This window comes from Nocardioides sp. DN36, from assembly GCF_055380375.1.
Genome location: NZ_AP043823.1, coordinates 261,405 through 275,883 on the forward strand (window position 1 = coordinate 261,405; position 14,479 = coordinate 275,883).

Sequence of the window (14,479 nt, forward strand, 5' to 3'; positions counted from 1 at the left end):
TCGCGCGATGGCCCCGAGGTGTGGGTCCTGTGTTAACGTCCCGTGGTGCCCCTCCCCGTCCACCGTGCACCCGGTTCGTCGCGCCCCCAGCGCCTCGTCGCGCTCACGGTGCTGGTCTGCCTGACGGTGCTGGCGGCAGTCGTCGCGGTCCTCACCCTGCGTCCGGATCCGGCGCCGACGGCCGCCGAGCTGCGGCCGGCCGGGGCCACCCGCGCCACCGAGGTCGCCTCGCCGCGCAGCAGCGTCGAGACGGTGGGCCAGCGGACGCGGCCCATGCGCGTGGTGTCCGGGACGCTGTTCAAGCGCTTGCCGCCGCCCGCGCCGGAGAAGCCCGAGCCCGCGAAGACCGCGAAGACCGAGAGCGAGCCGCCGCAGCCCTCGAGCGCCCCCTTCGACGTCCGGATCGGGACCTTCAACGTGCTGGGCAGCCAGCACACGACCCCGTCCGGGGATCGCAAGAACTTCCCGCCTGCCTCGGTGCGCAGCGCGGGCGCCGCGCGGCTGATCGCCAAGCACGGCGTCGAGGTGCTCGGGACCCAGGAGCTCCAGGACGACCAGCTGCGCGCGCTGCAGGCCCGCACCGGCATGGCCGCCTATCCCGGCCTGTCGTGGGGCACCGTCGAGACCGACAACTCGATCCTCTACGACCCCGACCGGTTCGAGTTCGTCTCGGGCAGCAAGTTCACGGTCACCTTCGTGGGCCGACCGCGGCCGCAGCCCATCCTGCGCCTGCGCGACAAGGCCACGGGCCGCGAGTTCTACGTCGTCAACACCCATCCCTCGCCGGGAGGAGGTCGGGCCCTCGTCGAGCGCCGCAACGCGCAGGCGACGACGGTCTCGGTCATCCGGGAGCTGCAGGCCAGCGGCCTGCCGGTCTTCACCACCGGTGACATGAACGACCGCGCGGAGTTCTACTGCCACGTCGTCGTCCCTGCCGGCCTGAGCGCCCCCAACGGCGGCAGCACCGCCAACGGGTGCCACCCGCCGCCGATGCCGTTGCCGGTGGACTGGGTGGTCGGCAGCGGGGCCACCTGGAGCGGCTACTGGAGGGATGTGTCATCGACCCAGCAGCGGATCAGCGACCACATCTTCGTCAGTGCCCTCGCGCATGTCGAGTGAGCCAGCCCGGTCCTCGTCGCACGCCCAGCAACCCGTCGGACCCGCCGGTCCGGGGAGTGCGCGCCTGAGCTTCCGGTCGGACATCCAGGGGATCCGGGCGCTGGCCGTCCTCCTGGTGATCGTCCACCACCTCGGTGGCCACGGGATCTCGGGCGGCTTCATCGGGGTCGACGTGTTCTTCGTGGTGTCGGGCTTCCTGATCACCTCGCTCCTGGTCCGTGAGGTCGACCGCACCGGGCGGGTCTCGATCGTCGACTTCTACGCGCGCCGGGCCCGCCGGATCCTCCCGGCCGCCACGGTCGTCACCCTCGCCACCGTCGTCGGCTCGACGGTGCTGCTCGCGATGCTGCGCACCCAGACCGTCATCACCGACGCGGTCTGGGCCACGCTCTTCGCCGCGAACGTGCGGTTCGCGATGGTCGGGACGGACTACTTCGCGCAGGGTGAGCCACCCTCGCCGCTCCAGCACTACTGGTCGCTGTCGGTGGAGGAGCAGTTCTACCTCGTCTGGCCGGTGATCATGCTCCTCTGCGCCGTCTGGGCCCGGCGCCGGAGCCGTTCGGCCGGTCGACTCCTGTCCGTCGTCGTGCTGGCGACGCTCGTCGCAGCGTCCCTGGCGTGGTCGATGTGGGCGACCTACCACTCGCCGACCACGGCGTACTTCTCCACCTTCGCCCGCGCCTGGGAGCTCGGCGTGGGCGCCGGGTGCGCCCTTCTCCTGTCCGGGGGGCGCTGGCGCCCGCCGGCGGCGGTCTCGGCGACGCTGCCGTGGATCGGCCTGGCGGCGATCGGCTTCGCGGCGTTGTGGCTGACGCCTCGCACTCCCTTCCCGGGCATCGTGGCGACCGTGCCGGTGCTGGGCGCTGCGGCGCTCATCCTGGGTGGGGCGCACGGCCGGCCGACCGTGGTCGGACGCGTCCTCTCGTCGCGGCCCGCGGTACGGGTGGGGGACTGGTCCTACTCGCTGTACCTGTGGCACTGGCCGGTGATCATCCTGGTGCGCAGCCAGGTCGGCCCCCAACGCTTCAACGCCCCGGCGTTCCAGCTCGCCGTGCTGGTCCTCGTCTTCGTGCTCAGCTGGGCGACGTACCGCTGGGTGGAGACGCCGTTCCGCAGCGGCCACCGCTGGCGGGTGCCGGTCCGGGCGCTCGCGATCTACCCCAGCTGCCTGGCGCTGGTCTTCGTCGGGGTGTTCGCCAGCGACCAGACGCTGCGCTACCGGCTGGGGGAGTTCGGGAACGATCCGGCGATCTCCACCTCGGACTACCCCTCGGGGAAGCTGGCCCACGACTCGTACGTCGCTCTCGTGGAGGCGTCCGTGCTGGCCGCCCGCGACGGGCGCGCGGTGCCGAGCAAGCTGCAACCGCGTCTGCTCGGGCTGCGCGAGCAGACGGCGTCGCTGGGCGACTGCGACTACCGGACGGGGACCCGCACGCTGTGCCCGGTGGGTGACCCTCGTGCCGACCGCACGATCGTCGTGACCGGGGACTCCCACGCACGCGCGCTCTCGCCGGCCGTCGACGCCCTGGGTCGCGAGTACGGCTACAAGGTCTATGTGCTCGTCTACAGCGGCTGCATGGCCAGCACCCTGGAGGAGATCGACCACCTGACCGGCCGCACCTGGGGAGCGTGCCAGGACTTCAAGGCCTGGGTCACGGACACGGTCTCCTCACTGCACCCGGACTTCGTGCTGGTGTCGAGCTCGTACGGCCGGTTCGTGGATCCGGAGACCGGCGACGTCTCCTCGCCCGGCGGCGACCTCGACCACTACCTCGCCACGTTGCGCACCGGCTTCCAGCAGGAGTTCGCGACGTTCAAGGAGTCCGCCGACCAGGTCTACGTCATCGGCAACACCCCGAAGCTGCCTCGGGAGACCGGCGTGTGCCTCAGCCACGGTGACCCCGACCTGGGTGACTGTGCCTTCCGGCCCGGCCACCAGGCCACCGCGGTCGCCCACACGTCGTTCGAGGCGGCCAGGGACGCCGGGGTGGGCGTGGTCGACGCGCGCAAGTGGTTCTGTGCCGACGGGCTGTGCCCGTCGGTGGTCGGCAACTTCATCACGATGCGCGACTCCGAGCACATGACGCCCGACTACGCGCGCTGGCTGGCCACGCCGCTGGCGCGCGCGCTGGGCATCGGCGACGCCGGTTGACCGGACCGTCGGCGCGGTCGCGGCGGCGTGGACACGGGCCTCCACGGGGCCTGTCATAACTACACGTCTGTAGTTATCCGGAACGCGTTGCCACGATGCGCATGGTGCTGATGTGATGTGTGTGATCAAGGAATCCGGGCGTCGTCCTGGGTCCCCTCGAGGCACCAGGAGTCGGCACCGTGAGCCCCCATTCAGCAGCGCTTGGCGCGCGATCTTCCCTCGTCCACCGGACCCTTGCCGCCACGGCAGTCCTGGCCGTCGGCTTCAGCGGACTCGTCACGGGCAGCCCCGCCCAGGCCTCGACCGACGGAGCGCCGGCCCAGGTGGTGATGGTCCAGGCGAACATCAAGACCGGCATGACGGTCGAGAAGTTCCAGTCCGACGTGCGCGCCGTGCTCGCCCCGCGTCCGGACTTCGTCACCTACAACGAGGTCCCGATGCGCCAGGACGGCGTCCTGGCGCCGGCCGACTACGACATCTGGCGCACGCCTGGCCGCTACAAGGGCGCGACGCCGGTCGCCTGGCGCACCGACACCTGGACCCGGGTCGACCAGGGCACCCAGCGGATCAGCAACTACCGCGAGATCCCGCCGAAGCGGCACACCATGCTCGGCCTGCGCTTCGCCAACTGGGTGACCCTGCAGTCCGCCGACGGCCGGACCGTCTCGGTGGTGTCCGCCCACGTCGCCCCCCTCGTCAACGGCATGCCCGACCTCCGTCGCGGCACGGTGCGCAGGATCGGCGCGCTCGTCACCCAGCTCAAGGCCCGCGGTCCGGTCTTCGTGGGCGGGGACTTCAACGTCCACTACCGGTCCAGCTCCTACCCGCGAGACGTGCTCACCGCCGACAGCATGGTGCCGACGTACGACGCCATGGGCAGCTACTTCCCGACCGGCGACCACCGGGGCGCGACCATCGACTACGTGTTCGCCACCGCGGACGACCAGATCCAGGTGGTCAGCCAGCACCCCGTCGAGCTCAACTCCGACCACAACGCCGTCGTCGCCGGACTCTCCTGGACCGTCGACGCTCCCGGTCAGACGACCGTGGTGCGCAACAACCCCACCGGCACGAACGCGGAGCAGCGCGTCGTCCTCAACGAGGCCGTCGGCGTCGTGCGCGACGCGACCGCCGGCGAGACCGTCGACCTGGTGACCACCGGCCTCGAGCGTCCCAAGGTCGTCCGGGTCCTCCGGGCCGCCGTGGACCGTGGGGTCTTCGTGCGGGTCCACACGCTCAGCGAGGTGCTCACCCCGCGCGAGAAGGCGCTGATGTCCGCCATCGGTAAGTCGTCCGGCTCCGGCACCGGCGTCCGCCAGTGCCTGGGCTCCTGCCGCGACGCGTGGTACGCCGGGAACGGGCCGCGCACGATGATCCTGCGCCGTGACACGAGCGGGACCCCGGTCCAGCGGGTCGACGTGAACCGACTCCTCGACACCACCGTCATCGCGACCCGGAGCAGGGCCACGCTCAACGTCGGCAACGTGAGCCTGACCCAGGCGGCGGACCTGGTCGCGAGCCTGGACTCCTCGGCGAAGTAGCCCCGGACGCCCCGGCCGGCGCGGCGCCGGCGGCCGATACAGTCGGGCCCATGCCTCACCCCCCGCTCTTCGTGCACATCGGACTGCAGAAGACCGGCACGTCCTACCTGCAGAGCATCTTCTGGGCGAACCAGGAGGAGCTGGCCGCGCAGGGGCTCGACCTGGTGCCGTCCACCAAGCGCGCCGCGTTCCACACGATGCTCCGGGTGCGTGAGCGCTACCAGCCTGACCTCGACCCGCCGGCCGTCCGGGGCGCCCTCCAGCGCTTCGAGCGCGAGCTCGCGAACGCCCCGGGCACCCGTGCGCTGCTGAGCCAGGAGTCGCTGTCGTCCTGCACCCCCGCGCAGGTCAAGACGTTGCTGGAGGCGTGCGGGGACCGTGAGGTCCACGTCGTGCTCACCGTGCGCGACCTCGGCCGCCAGCTGCCCTCGGCGTGGCAGGAGAACCTGCGCGCCGGTGGCTCCGTGCCCTACGAGAAGTACCTGCGCCGCCTGCGTCGCCAGTCGCGCGAACCCGGCTTCGGGGACCAGCGGCCCCAGTTCGACCCGCCGAACGTGCTCGCCCGGTGGGCAGCGCACGTCCCGGCCGAGCGCATCCACGTCGTGACCGTGCCCCCGTCGGGCAGCAGCCCGACGCTGCTGCTCGAGCGGTACTGCCGCGTGCTCGGGGTCGACCCGACGGCCCTGAGCACCGACGTCGTCGGCAGCAACACGGGGCTCGGTCGGCTGCAGAGCGAGGTGCTGCGCCGGGTCAATGCCGGCCTCGAGCCGGAGCTGCGCCGCCGTCAGGTGTACGGCGACGTCGGCAAGCGCTACTTCGCGGTCCGGGTGCTGGCTCGTCAGGAGCGTCGCGCGATCAGGGTGCCCACCCGCTTCGAGGGCTGGGTGCGCCAGCTGTCCGAGTCCCAGATCTCCGCGCTGGAGGAGGCGGGGTACTCCGTCGAGGGTGACCTCGCCGACCTGCGCAGCGCCGCGTCGGCCTTCTCCGAGGCGGAGCGTCCGCCCAAGGAACGAGAGGTGGCGGCGGCCGCCGTACGCGCCCTGGTGGACATGCTGACCCTGCGAGCGCGCAAGGACGAGGCGCCCGAGCCGGACGACGAGGGCGACGCAGCCACGCCGCTGGGGCGGGCCCGACGGGCCGCCGCCCGGGTGCGCGACCGGGTCGTCCCGGGTGGGATATCCCACTGACCGAGCTCGGTCCCGGCTGACCTACCGGCCGGTAGGATCGCAGCCGCTCACGCTCCCGACCGGAAGGACGCCCCATGGGCCGGCTCTGCGAGACCGAAGGACTCACCGACGACCAGACCGAGATTCTCAAGGCGGTCAGGTCCTTCGTGGAGAAGGAGATCCTGCCCGTCGCGACGGAGCTGGAGCACGCCGACACCTACCCCCAGGAGATCGTGGACGGTCTCAAGGAGCTGGGGATCTTCGGCCTGATGATCCCCGAGGAGTACGACGGCCTCGGTGAGTCACTGCTGACCTACGCCCTGTGCGTGGAGGAGATCGCCCGCGGCTGGATGAGCGTCTCGGGCGTCATCAACACCCACTTCATCGTGGCCTACATGCTGATGCAGCACGGCACCGAGGAGCAGAAGCGGAAGTACCTGCCCAAGATGGCCACCGGCGAGGTCCGCGGTGCGTTCTCGATGTCCGAGCCGGGGCTCGGGTCGGACGTGTCGGCGATCAAGACCAAGGCCACGAAGACTGACGACGGCTACGAGATCACCGGCCAGAAGATGTGGCTGACCAACGGCGGCACGTCGACGCTGGTGGCGGTGCTGACGAAGACCGACGAGGGCTCGGACTCGGTCTACAAGAACATGACGACCTTCCTGGTGGAGAAGGAGCCCGGCTTCGGCGAGACCGCCCAGGGGCTCACGATCCCGGGCAAGATCGACAAGATGGGCTACAAGGGCGTCGACACGACCGAGGCGGTCTTCGAGGGGCACCGGATCTCGGCCGACCAGATCCTCGGTGGCGAGCCGGGCAAGGGCTTCTACCAGATGATGGACGGTGTCGAGGTCGGCCGCGTCAACGTCGCCGCCCGCGCCTGCGGCATCGCCAACCGCGCCTTCGAGCTCGGCATCGCCTACGCCCAGCAGCGCGAGACGTTCGGCAAGCCGATCGCCGAGCACCAGGCGATCCTCTTCCGGCTGGCCGAGATGGCGACCAAGGTCGAGACCGCCCACGCCATGATGGTGCGCGCGGCGCGCCTGAAGGACCGGGGCGAGCGCAACGACGTCGAGGCCGGCATGGCCAAGTACCTCGCCGCGGAGTACTGCAACGAGGTCGTCGAGGACTCCTTCCGGATCCACGGCGGTTACGGCTACTCCAAGGAGTACGAGATCGAGCGCCTCTACCGCGAGGCAGCGTTCATGCTGATCGGCGAGGGCACCGCCGACATCCAGAAGATGATCATCGGCCGGAGCCTGCTGAAGGACTACAAGATCTAGCCCGGAGCCACTCGGCGAAGGCCCGGACCACGCGCTGCGTCGGTCCGGGCCTTCTGCTGTGCCGGGGCCCGGAATGAGGTCGACGTGCGCCACCACGGGATGCAAGGGTGGTGGGACCGACCTGAGGAGGAACGATGCCCGAATCGAACGGCGCGAACGAGGACCTGAAGGCGAAGATGCGGGAGGCCCTGGATCGCAAGAAGTCGAACGACCAGGGTGTCCAGCACGACGGGCCGGTCAAGGAGAAGGCGCACGGCTCCGAGGTCGTGGGTGGAGCTCCGAAGATGCACCGACGCAAGGCCGGTGGCGGCGGCTCGTGAGCCCGGCCCCGAGCCAGAGGAGGTCAGAGACCGGCCAGGTGTGAGCAGTCGTCGAGGCGCACGACGCTGCGGTTGTGAAATCGGTCGTCCTGCTCGAGCAGGGTGATGCCGCCGCTGCTGGCGCGCAGGTTCACGTAGTGGGCCGACTCCATCGGCATGCCGATCCAGGCGGCGACGACGAAGGTCAGCGCGAAGCCGTGCGTCACGACGACCTGGTGGGAGGCGGGCTCGGCCAGGACCGTCTGGACGGCCTCGTAGACCCGCGTCGCGAAGGCCCGCTTGGTCTCCGCGCCCTCGATGCCTTCGTGGTGCCCCATCCGGTCGCCGGCCGGGGGAGGGGGCACGAAGCGCGCGTCGAGCCAGGCCTGCTCGCGGCCCTCGGCCACGCCGTACGACTTCTCCCGCAGGCCCGCCAGCAAGGTCGGCCGGACGCCGAGTCGCCGGGCGATCGGCTCCGCTGTCTGCGCCGCCCGGGTCAGGTCGGACGAGTAGAGCCGAGGCGCAGCTCCCGCCGGCACGAGCTCCGCGACCCGGTCGGCGACGGCCTCGGCCTGCCGGAGCCCGCGCTCGGTGAGCTCCGAGTCGAACCACCCGCCGACGAGGCCGGACACGTGGTGCGTGGCTTCGGGATGGGTGATGACGTACAACCGACGCAACGGACCTCCTTGCGGTCGCCGGGGGTGCGGTCGCCACCGCGGTGCTTCCCCTCGGAAGCACCCTACGAGCCGCGCGGCTCAGGTCCGCCCTTATCCGCGGGGCAGCTCGCGCTGAGCGGCGCGGGGTCGCCTCACCGCCGGGCGTCGATGAGATGGCGCGTCGAGTGCGCCACGAACGACCCCTGGCGCCTGATCACGCCGTCGAGCTCCAGGAGCTTGTCGTGGTACCGGTCGACCGAGAAGTCGGGGACCCACCACACGCACTTGCGCAGGATCCACACGACCGCACCGACGTCGAGGAACTCCATCCGGCCGCGAGAGGTGCGCAGGTCGGTGACTGTCAGTCCCGCTTCTTCGGCCTGCGCGGCCTCACGCCGGGGGTCGCGGCCGAGCCGGTGCTCGGGAAGGGGGCCGAGGAAGAACTCGATCAGCTCGAACGCGGAGGCCGGTCCGACGTGCTGGGCGAAGTAGTGCCCGCCAGGCGCGAGCACGCGTCGGATCTCCCACCAGTCCGGCTTCACCGGGTGCCTGGCCGTGACCAGGTCGAACGACTCGTCAACGAAGGGCAGGGGGCCGCCCTGCTGGGTGTCGTGCACCTCGACGCCGCGCGGACCGAGTGCCTCCCGCGCGCGGCGGGCGTTGGGTGGCCACGCCTCGGTGACGCACATCCGCTCGGGCAGCACCGGCGCCTCCGCCACCACTTCGCCGCCGCCGGTGTCGATGTCCAGGGCGGACCCGGCCCGGGCCAACCGTCCCGCGAGCAGACGCGAGTAGCCCCAGGGTGGGCGCTGCTCGGTGGCGCGACCGTCGAGCCAGGCGAACCCCCAGCCCGTGATGTCCGCCGACTCGGCCTCGGCGATGAGCTCTTCGAAGGTCCGCATGGGCTCATCCTCCCGTGACGCCCAGGAACGCCGGAACAGGGCAGCACGGCAGGCCCGATCGCCCGGTGGGTGCCGGGTGATCAGGCCTGCCGGTGCTGCTGGCTGGTGTCAGTTGGTGTTGAGCCGGATGGTGCCGTGGGGTGTGACGAGGTAGCTGCGGCCGTGGGGTCCGTGCCATTCGTAGGTGCCGTCGGGTCGTCGCCGGTAGCGCCAGCGGCCACTGGTCTTGCAGCGGTGATGTCGCCGGCACAAGGGGGCGAGCTTGTCGGGTGCGGTCTGGCCCGGTGGTCCGCCGTCGTCGATCGGGACGTACGGCTGGATGTGGTCGAGGTCGGATCGCCGGGCGTCGACGGGGCACCAGGGGAAGACGCAGTGGCCGTCGCGGAGGATGACGAGCTCGGCCATCCACGCGGGTGGGTCGTGCGCGTCCACCGCGGTGGTCGTGGCGAGGTCGATGACCGGCTGGACCGTCACGCGGGAGCGGCCGACCCAGTCCTTGATCAGGTCGATGGTCGCCGGCCCGAGCCGCTCCACCGTGCCGGTCACGGTGCCGCCGTCGCCACGGCCAGGGCCTGCGGTCGTGGTGCAGCCGGTGGCGAGGTCGGCGAGGGAGAGGTGGAGGTAGAGCCGGGTCTTCGGCGGCCGCGGCTTCGCGGGGGCAGCGGGGACGTCGGGCTGCTGTCCGGTGAGGGTGAGGAGGTCGAGGGTGGCTTGTTGGGCGGCGATGACACCGAGTGCTTTGGTCTTGCGGATCTCGAGGTCGTCGGTGTCGCCGAGGGCCTTCAGCTGGGCGGCCTGGTCGCAGACCAGGTCGTGGAAGGCGGTGAGGTCGAGGGTGTCGCCGGCGACGTCGAGGTAGCTGGTGCCGTCGAACTGGCCGGGGTTGTCGTGGCGCAGGGTGACGTGCCAGCCGGCCTTGCCTTTCTTCTCCTTCTGGGCGATCAGGTCAGGGTCGAACTTGGCGATCGCGTGCGCGACGGTTGTCTCGACGGCCTTCCACCCGCACGAGGGCAGCCGGGGGGCGAGCTGCTCGTCGACGTAGGCGGCCGCAGCCTCGGAGAGCTGGTGGGTGGCCTGGGCGACCTGCCGCGCCTTGTACGGCTCGACCGCCAACTGCTGTACGAGCCGCCAGATCCGAGGGAGCCGGAACTGCAGGTCCAGCGCGTCCGCAATCAACGCCATCCCCGCGGTGGTGGAGATCCCCAGCGTCGCGGCGACGGGCCCGGGCGCGAACGCCGCGACCGCCGCGACCGCCGGTGTCCCGTCCCCACCCAGCGACTCGTCGGTCAGGAGGACGCTGGGGCCGCCCCAGGTCGCGACCCCGGTGTCCGCGGTGGCGGGGTGCAGGACGCACCACTGCAGGGCAAGGCGGAGCTTGCCCCGCTGGGCCGCGCGGGCCTCGGTGCGCTTGTGCTCGAGCAGCGCCAGCAGGCCGTCCGCGTCAAGGTCCTCGACCTCGACCGGCTCCCAGTTGGCGTCTGTTTCGAACATGTGTCCATTGTCTCAGAGGGCGCCGACATCCGTCCCTGCCTGTGGACGGTTCGTGGCCCATTCGGAGAAAATCGAAGGTAAAACTTTCGGACTCCAGAGCCGCCCATGGCCGGTGTTGGCCCCTCCTGCCGCGGACCGCAAGACCGGAAGCGGCGCCGAGCGCGGCGTACCTCTCCCCGTCGCTGCCAAGGACCGCAACCACCCACGTGCCGCAAGTCCTCCGGGGCCACTGGCGCCGGTGCCGCCCACCGCGTACCGGCAGGCCGGGAAGTGGCGCCGAGCGCGGCGTACCTCTCCCCGTCGCTGCCAAGGACCGCAACCACCCACGTGCCGCAAGTCCTCCGGGGCCACTGGCGCCGGTGCCGCCCACCGCGTACCGGCAGGCCGGGAAGTGGCGCCGAGCGCGGCATACCTCTCCCGTCGCTGCCGAGGACCGCAACCAGAAGTGACCCGCAGGCCCGGCGCGAACGACGAGTCGGGGTGCCCTCCGACCGTCCCAACCACCCCCGAGGGTGAGGTTTCCCACGAGTAACCCCACGCGCGGGACCGGTCCGACAGGATGGCCGGGAACGTCGTCGAGGATCAGGAGTGAGCATGCAGTTCGGTCGTAGCTACGAGGAGTTCGAGGTCGGCGCGACGTACAAGCACTGGCCCGGCAAGACCGTGACGGAGTACGACGACCACCTGTTCTGCCTGCTCACGATGAACCACCACCCGCTGCACATGGACACGAACTACGCCGAGCAGACCACCCAGTTCGGCAAGAACGTGGTGGTGGGCAACTACGTCTACTCGATCCTGCTCGGCATGAGCGTGCCGGACATCTCGGGCAAGGCGATCGCCAACCTCGAGATCGAGTCGCTGCGCCACGTGGCCCCGACGTTCCACGGCGACACGCTGTACGGCGAGACGCGGGTGCTCGACAAGTGGGAGAGCAAGTCCAAGGACGACCGTGGCGTGGTCCACGTGGAGACCATCGGCTACAACCAGGACGGCAAGGTCGTGTGCATCTTCCGGCGCAAGGTGATGGTCCCGAAGGACAGCTACCTCGCCGAGCGCGGCGGCGAGCAGCCGGGCCGCCCGACCCCGCAGCCGGACAAGAACTGGCCAGGCGAATAGCAAGTCGCGGGTGAGATTGTCCATCCCTCAAACGGGGGGTTGATTTTGCGCCTCACGTAGTCCATTTGGCATCGTCCGTCGGGTGAACGCCCAGACCCAGACCGCCCCGAGTCCCACCCAGGACCGCGGCTTCTTCGGCCAGCCCCGTGTCCTCGCCAACCTCTTCGGCGTCGAGATGTGGGAGCGGTTCAGCTTCTACGGCATGCAGGGCATCGTCCTGCTCTACCTCTACTACACCGCCTCACAGGGCGGTCTCGGGATGGACGAGGGGACCGCGAGCGCGGTCATCGGCGCGTACGGCGGCCTGGTCTACCTCGCGACCATCCCCGGCGCGTGGCTCGCGGACCGGGTCCTCGGCTCGGAGCGGACGCTGTTCTACAGCGCCTGCCTGATCATGGTCGGCCACGTCGCGCTCAGCGCGCTGCCCGGGTACGCCGGCGTGATCGCCGGCCTGCTGATGGTCGGGATCGGCTCAGGCGGCCTGAAGGCCAACGCGACCGCCCTCGTCGGCACCCTCTACGCCGAGGGGGACGAGCGGCGCGACGCCGGCTTCTCGATCTTCTACATGGGCATCAACCTGGGCGCGCTCTTCGGCCCGCTGCTGACCGGTCTGCTGCAGCAGGAGGCGGGCTTCCACATCGGCTTCCTGGCCGCCGCGATCGGCATGGCCCTGGGCCTGGCGCAGTACACGGTCGGCCGCAAGCAGCTCCCGGCGGAGGCGAACACCGTGCACAACCCGCTGCCGGCGAGCGAGCGCACCAAGGTCGTCGCGGTCGCCGTCGTGGCGCTGGTCGTCGTCCTCGCCCTGGTCTTCGCCGGCCTGGTCACCGCCGAGAACCTCGCGACCTGGGTGCTGGTCCTCACCGCCGTCGGCGCGGTGCTGCTGTTCCTGCGGATCGTCTCCAGCAAGAAGATCGACACCGTCGAGCGCGGCCGCGTCTGGGCGTTCGTGCCGATGTTCCTCGCGAGCACGGCGTTCTGGTCGCTCTACCAGCAGCAGTTCACCGTGGTGACGATCTACTCCGACAAGCGCCTGGACCGCGACCTCTTCGGCTGGGAGATGCCGGTCTCGTGGGTGCAGTCGATCAACCCGGTCTTCATCATCGTGCTGGCCCCGCTGTTCGCGGCGCTGTGGACCCGGCTCGGCAGCCGGCAGCCGTCGACCCCGATGAAGTTCGCGCTGGGCACGGCGATCATGGGTGTCGCGTTCCTCCTCTTCGTCCCGATGGCCGGCGGCGGTCCGCAGAGCGCGCCGCTGCTCGCCCTGATCGGCATCCTGCTGGTCTTCACGGTCGCCGAGCTGCTCCTCAGCCCGGTCGGCCTGTCGCTGGCGACCAAGCTGGCACCGGAGGCGTTCAAGACCCAGATGGTCTCGCTGTTCTTCCTCTCGGTGGCGCTGGGCTCGGTGCTGGCCGGCTACCTCGGCAAGTTCTACTCGGCCGACCACGAGGCGGCGTACTTCGGCGTCCTCGGGCTGGTCTCGGTGGTGGTCGGGCTGGCGCTCGCGGTCGTCACGACGCCGATCCGACGCCTGATGTCCGGGGTGCACTGACCGGAGGGGCGAAGGCCCGGGCCAGCGGCAGGATGCCGAGGATCAGCACCATCGGCACCGCGAAGCCGACCCGGAGCGAGCCCGACCCGACCACGCCGGTCATCACCGCGCCGAGCAGCGCACCGACGTAGTTGAACTGGTTGAACCGGGCGATCACGGCATCCACCCGGGCCTGCCGGACGGCCGGCTCGAGCCCCTCGTCACCGGCGATCCGGGCGGCCGCGGAGAAGCTGAGCGGCGCGATCACCGCGACCCCGGCCCCGAGCAGGGTGAACCCGAGGACGGCGACCGGCCAGGTCGGGGCGAACACGACGACGGCGAGCGCCGCCGACGCGATGACCGCCCCGACCCGCAACACCAGCACCTCGCCGTACCTCACCACCAGCGTGTCGCCGGCGAGCCGCAGCACGCCGCTCGCGACCAGGTAGGGGAACGTCGCGAGCGCCACCAGCCCGGACGGCGTCGAGAAGGTGTGGTCGAGGTAGAGCGGGCCCCAGGTCTGGGTGGCCGTGTCGACCATGTAGAAGAGCACCATCCCGAGTCCCACGAGCAGGATCGGGCGCCACGGCACCGCCACGGTCTGCACCGTCTCGGTCGGTCCGTGGTCACGGCGCAGGAACGGCCCGAACAGGACGACGAACGGCACCACCGCGAGCACGGCCGTCGCCTGCAGCGGGGCGTCCGCGGTCGCCAGGGTGACCGCCGCTCCCACGATGCCGCCGAGCGTCCAGAACCCGTGGAACGACGGGAGGATCGGGCGGGCGTAGTCGTGCTCGAGCGCGACCGCCTGCATGTTGGTGGTGGCGTCGACGACGCCGAGCCCCACGCCGTACACCGCCAGCCCGGCGACGAACACCGCGGCGACCGGCGCGGTGGTGAGCACCGGTACGGCGACACAGATCAGGCCGAGCCCCACCCGGAGCAGGGTCGCGCTGTCCGCCCGCTTCGCCAGCGTCTCGGCGACCACGGACCCGAGGCCGGCGAGCAGCACCATCATCAGCAGGAGCAGCGACAGCTCGAGCTCGGAGATGTCCCAGCGGTCGGAGAAGTCCGGCAACCGGGTGGTCAGGCTGATGAAGACCAGCCCCTGGGTGAGGAAGGCGGCCGCGGTCGCGGCCCGGGCCCTGCGGGAGGTCATGCCCCGATCGTGGCACGGACCGCCCCGCGACCGGGGGCGTTGCGTGCCAGACTCGCGG

At 71.0% G+C, this 14,479-nt stretch carries 12 protein-coding genes; 8 read left to right on the top strand and 4 right to left on the bottom strand.

Annotated features, from left to right (window positions below):
* Positions 1-45: 45 nt before the first annotated feature.
* The 6 genes from ACZ43H_RS02165 (at position 46) to ACZ43H_RS02190 (ending at position 7,584) form a co-directional block, all read left to right on the top strand.
* Complete coding sequence (locus tag ACZ43H_RS02165; RefSeq protein ID WP_464587390.1) at positions 46-1,119, top strand: endonuclease/exonuclease/phosphatase family protein; 1,074 nt, start codon at positions 46-48, stop codon at positions 1,117-1,119.
* Positions 1,109-3,271 (top strand): acyltransferase family protein, encoded by a 2,163-nt coding sequence (locus tag ACZ43H_RS02170; protein ID WP_464587392.1) that lies wholly within the window; start codon positions 1,109-1,111, stop codon positions 3,269-3,271. Before ACZ43H_RS02165 ends, ACZ43H_RS02170 begins: the two co-directional genes overlap by 11 nt.
* Positions 3,272-3,450: 179 nt before the next feature.
* Complete coding sequence (locus tag ACZ43H_RS02175; RefSeq protein ID WP_464587393.1) at positions 3,451-4,812, top strand: endonuclease/exonuclease/phosphatase family protein; 1,362 nt, start codon at positions 3,451-3,453, stop codon at positions 4,810-4,812.
* Positions 4,813-4,862: 50 nt separating this feature from the next.
* Positions 4,863-5,999: a hypothetical protein gene (locus tag ACZ43H_RS02180; RefSeq protein ID WP_464587395.1), complete on the top strand. Its 1,137-nt coding sequence runs from the start codon at positions 4,863-4,865 to the stop codon at positions 5,997-5,999.
* 74 nt (positions 6,000-6,073) lie between these two features.
* Positions 6,074-7,264 carry an acyl-CoA dehydrogenase family protein gene (locus tag ACZ43H_RS02185; RefSeq protein WP_464587396.1) on the top strand — a complete coding sequence of 397 codons (1,191 nt, stop codon included), beginning with the start codon at positions 6,074-6,076 and terminating at the stop codon, positions 7,262-7,264.
* A gap of 134 nt (positions 7,265-7,398) precedes the next feature.
* Complete coding sequence (locus ACZ43H_RS02190) at positions 7,399-7,584, top strand: DUF5302 domain-containing protein (RefSeq protein WP_379178977.1); 186 nt, start codon at positions 7,399-7,401, stop codon at positions 7,582-7,584.
* A 23-nt stretch (positions 7,585-7,607) separates the two neighbouring features.
* Here ACZ43H_RS02190 and ACZ43H_RS02195 read toward each other — a convergent pair whose 3' ends face one another.
* The 3 genes from ACZ43H_RS02195 to ACZ43H_RS02205 all read right to left on the bottom strand — a co-directional run bounded on the left by ACZ43H_RS02195 (position 7,608) and on the right by ACZ43H_RS02205 (position 10,612).
* Positions 7,608-8,240, bottom strand: a complete 633-nt coding sequence (locus tag ACZ43H_RS02195) for a histidine phosphatase family protein (RefSeq protein ID WP_464587398.1) — start codon at positions 8,238-8,240, stop codon at positions 7,608-7,610.
* Positions 8,241-8,371: 131 nt separating this feature from the next.
* Positions 8,372-9,121: a class I SAM-dependent methyltransferase gene (locus ACZ43H_RS02200; RefSeq protein ID WP_464587399.1), complete on the bottom strand. Its 750-nt coding sequence runs from the start codon at positions 9,119-9,121 to the stop codon at positions 8,372-8,374.
* Positions 9,122-9,229: 108 nt separating this feature from the next.
* The gene (locus tag ACZ43H_RS02205; RefSeq protein WP_464587400.1) at positions 9,230-10,612 is read right to left on the bottom strand and encodes an HNH endonuclease signature motif containing protein; all 1,383 of its coding nucleotides are present in this window, start codon (positions 10,610-10,612) and stop codon (positions 9,230-9,232) included.
* Positions 10,613-11,206: 594 nt separating this feature from the next.
* Between ACZ43H_RS02205 and ACZ43H_RS02210 the strand changes: the two genes are divergently transcribed.
* Together ACZ43H_RS02210 and ACZ43H_RS02215 are read left to right on the top strand one after the other, a co-directional pair.
* On the top strand, positions 11,207-11,731 hold the full coding sequence (locus ACZ43H_RS02210) for a MaoC family dehydratase (protein ID WP_464590720.1): 525 nt from the start codon (positions 11,207-11,209) through the stop codon (positions 11,729-11,731).
* An 82-nt stretch (positions 11,732-11,813) separates the two neighbouring features.
* On the top strand, positions 11,814-13,283 hold the full coding sequence (locus ACZ43H_RS02215) for a peptide MFS transporter (RefSeq protein WP_464587402.1): 1,470 nt from the start codon (positions 11,814-11,816) through the stop codon (positions 13,281-13,283).
* Here ACZ43H_RS02215 and ACZ43H_RS02220 read toward each other — a convergent pair.
* Positions 13,243-14,421, bottom strand: a complete 1,179-nt coding sequence (locus ACZ43H_RS02220) for an MFS transporter (protein WP_464587404.1) — start codon at positions 14,419-14,421, stop codon at positions 13,243-13,245. The two genes, ACZ43H_RS02215 and ACZ43H_RS02220, sit on opposite strands and share 41 nt — an antisense overlap.
* Between the last annotated feature and the right edge of the window lie 58 nt (positions 14,422-14,479).